The following is a 3,252-nucleotide window of genomic DNA, read 5'->3' as shown; positions in this document are numbered from 1 at the left end:
TTGTTTTTATGCCGCCAGCGGCAGGCGCAGTTGGGTCAGCAGGCCGCCGCCGGGATTGTTGGACAGGCGGATCTCGCCACCTGCGGCGCGCGCGATGTTGCGGGCAATGGTCAGGCCGAGGCCAAGACCGCCGGTCTGGCGGTTGCGCGATTGTTCGAGGCGCACGAACGAGCCGAACACGGCGTCGATCTGCGCCTGCGGTATGCCAGGCCCTTCATCGCGGATGGTGAGCAGGATCATGTCCTCCGACCGGCGCAGCGAAAGATGCGCCTTCTTGCCGTAGGTGACCGCGTTCTGCACCAGATTGGTGACGCAGCGCTTGAGCGCGACCGGCCGCGCCATGCAGATCAGCCCGCGCGAACGGGTCTCGTCGTCGAACGATACGTCGTCATAGCCGTCGGCGATCGATTCCACGAGCGACCAGAAATCGATGCGTTCGTTCTTTTCCTCGGTCACTTCGAAGGTGGCAAAGTCGATCACCGAACTGGCAATGCTCTCGACATCGGCGAGATCGTGGGCCAGCGCCTCGCGGACCGCCGATTTGCGCAACAGCTCCAGGCGCAGGCGCATCCTGGTCATCGGCGTGCGCAGGTCATGCGCCAGTGCCGCCGCCAGATGTTCGCGGTCCTCGACATATTCGCGCAATCTCGCCTGCATGGCATTGATCGCCTTGGCGGCGGCACGCACCTCGCGGCTGCCGCTCTCGGCGATCGGCGGGCTCTTCAGATCCTTGCCGATCCGGTTCACGGCGGTTTCCATCATCCGGTAGGGCGCCGTCAGCCGGCGCAGTGACCAGATCGACATGATCACCACCAGCCCTGCGATCAGCGAATAGAGCGGCAGGCTGTCGAAGCTCAGGATCGGGCCGACGGGCGTGATCGGTTCGGTGAAATTCAGCCATTGGCCGTCGGCGAAGCGCAGCGATGCCGTCAGCTTGTCGCTCTGGGCGAAGTCGGCGGCCAGCACCAGAAGGTCGCGCTCGACCTGGCCGATGTCGGGTCCTGGCGTCGTGCCGTCCGCGTCGTCGGCCTCGCGCGTCGCCGGATCGCGGCGCACGCGTGCATCGGTGATGCCGAATTTGGACAGCCGGCCGACGAGGATGTCTTCGAGTTCGGCCAGTTCGTCGTCGCCGGCGATCGACGAAGTGACCGCCGGCGTGTCCGAAACGGTGAGCGCGTAGGTGGAGTTGAACAGGCCGGTCGCCGTCGCCTTGCGCTCGTCCGGACTGGCGTCATGCATGAGCTGCACCAGCGAGAAGGCACGGTCGTTGAGCCGGTAGAGGTCGACGACGTCGTTGGCGGCAGCGCGGTCGCGCGAGACGATGTAGAGGGTCGCGACCTGGCTGATCAGCAGGCCGGCAATGACGATCAGCAGCACCCAGACAGGCAAGGTCTGCGGCAGGAAACGTCTCATTCGGAGGTCGTCTCGGGCAGGAACTGGTAGCCGCCGCTGCGTACGGTCAGGATCAGCTTGGGCGTCTTCGGGTCGTCCTCCATCTTGCGCCGCAACCGGCTGACCAGGATGTCGATGCTGCGGTCGAAGGAATAGTCGCTGTCGCCGCCGGACAATTCGATGAGTTGGTCGCGGGTCAGCACACGCTGCGCACTCTTGACGAAGGTCTGCAGCAGGTTGAATTCGGCCATGGTCAGCTCGACCCTGACATCGTCGGGTGCGATCAGCCGGCGCCGGGCACAGTCCATCGTCCAGCCGGCGAAGCGGTAGATCTGCTTGGTGGTGGCGCGCTTCGGCTCGGCGGCGCCATTGCGCCTGAGCACGGCCCGGATGCGCGCCAAAAGCTCGCGCGGGTCGAAGGGCTTGGGCACATAGTCGTCGGCGCCCATTTCCAGGCCGACGACGCGGTCGGTCGTCTCGGTGACGGCGGTCAGCATGATGATCGGCGTCGAATACTGGGCGCGCAGGTCGCGGCACAGCTCCAGCCCGCTTTTGCCGGGCAGCATCACGTCGAGGACGATGAGGTCCACCTGGACGCGCCGCAGGATGGTCTCCATCTCGATGCCGTCGGCGGCAACCGAGGTGTGCAGGCCCCGCTTCTGGAAGAATTCCTGCAGCAGGTCGCGGATGCCCTTGTCGTCGTCGACGATCAGTATGTGTGCATCGGATTTCACAGCAGCCCTGTCATTGTTGCCAAGCCCTTCTGTCTTTGATTGCCAAGCCCTTCGGTCGCAACCCACACGATAGAATTCAGGCCATATGTTGGCCAGTGGCTATGATGGGGTTCACACCGGCTTTCTCAGACACACTCCAGAAACAAAATTCTACAGTTCAGAAAAACTCCTGAAAAATTTCAAAGGCATAACTGATCTCGTGGCGGTCAGGTCATCGGCTGCGACGCTAGTCTCCGGGTTTACGGATAAACCGATGCCAAGGTTGTCGATCAGTTTGTTGGGTGCGTTGCTGGGCTTCTGCCTGGTCACTGCCGCTGTCGGACAATCGGACGCAAAGGCGACGCTCACAACCCGGAGCGAACGGTGCGCCAATCTCAGCCACCAATTTGATGAAGCCCTCGAAACCCATGCCACGGCAACGCAGGTCACCGCGGCAAAGGCACTTCAGAGAAAGGGCAACCGGTACTGCGCCGCCAAGAAACAGGCACAGGGCATCCGGATGCTCGCCAATGCTTTGAAGCTGCTTGGAGTGACGCCGAACGACCCGGTTCAGTAACGCTCCGAAACTTGACCCGCATAAAAAGGAAACGAAGCCATGAAAAAGTCCATCCTCTCCGCAACCGGTCTCGCCGTCGCTCTCGCTTTCGCGATGCCGGCTCTCGGCAACGCCGCCGCCACCACGACCGCTGCTCCGGCTGCTTCGACGACCACCGCTCCGGCGACTGCTGCTCCGGCCAAGGCTGCTCCGAAGAAGGTCGTCAAGAAGACCGTCAAGAAGCACAAGAAGGCTGCTGAGAAGGCCGTCAAGAAGGACGCCCCGAAGACCTGATAAGGTCCGGCATAAAATGCCGGCCTGTTGACCAAGGCCGCTCCAGCTGGTTTCGGTTGGAGCGGCCTTCTTCCTGTCCGAGCCGCTGAAGCCCTGACATTGGCTATGAAGCGGTCGATGGGTTCAACTGATCTTTGGCGAAGTCTGGCACCGGCAGCTTCCGCCTCGACTGACACTTAACCCGTTTGCAACGCCGGCCGTGTAGGACAATCCGCATGAAGAAGCGGCTTTCGTCCATTTTGCGCTCGATGGTGATCGGCGGTCTGGTTGCCACCGGCCTCGCCAGAGTGCTTATCC

At 62.7% G+C, this 3,252-nt stretch carries 5 protein-coding genes; 2 read left to right on the top strand and 3 right to left on the bottom strand.

Going from position 1 to position 3,252, the window contains the following annotated elements; translation table 11 throughout:
* Window positions 1-6 precede the first annotated feature (6 nt).
* Both EN991_RS29070 and EN991_RS29065 read right to left on the bottom strand, forming a co-directional pair.
* Complete coding sequence (locus EN991_RS29070) at window positions 7-1,413, bottom strand: ATP-binding protein (protein WP_024504540.1); 1,407 nt, start codon at window positions 1,411-1,413, stop codon at window positions 7-9.
* On the bottom strand, window positions 1,410-2,126 hold the full coding sequence (locus EN991_RS29065; RefSeq protein WP_013529960.1) for a response regulator transcription factor: 717 nt from the start codon (window positions 2,124-2,126) through the stop codon (window positions 1,410-1,412). Before EN991_RS29065 ends, EN991_RS29070 begins: the two co-directional genes overlap by 4 nt.
* Window positions 2,127-2,379: 253 nt before the next feature.
* On the opposite strand from EN991_RS29065, the gene EN991_RS40040 reads away from it, so the two are divergent.
* Window positions 2,380-2,682, top strand: coding sequence for a hypothetical protein (locus tag EN991_RS40040; RefSeq protein WP_024504541.1), 303 nt, complete (start codon window positions 2,380-2,382; stop codon window positions 2,680-2,682).
* A 39-nt stretch (window positions 2,683-2,721) separates the two neighbouring features.
* Entirely contained in the window at window positions 2,722-2,955 is a 234-nt protein-coding gene (locus EN991_RS29055; protein ID WP_013529962.1) for a hypothetical protein, read from the top strand.
* A gap of 103 nt (window positions 2,956-3,058) precedes the next feature.
* On the opposite strand, the gene EN991_RS40410 is transcribed toward EN991_RS29055, so the two are convergent.
* Window positions 3,059-3,252: hypothetical protein (locus tag EN991_RS40410; RefSeq protein ID WP_206519273.1), on the bottom strand; the 194-nt coding region annotated here is incomplete at its 5' end.

The organism is Mesorhizobium sp. M7A.F.Ca.US.005.03.2.1 (assembly GCF_003997795.1).
Taxonomy (GTDB): domain Bacteria; phylum Pseudomonadota; class Alphaproteobacteria; order Rhizobiales; family Rhizobiaceae; genus Mesorhizobium; species Mesorhizobium ciceri.
Note: the sequence above shows the minus strand (reverse complement) of the source record. Positions and strands in the feature narration are given on the sequence as shown.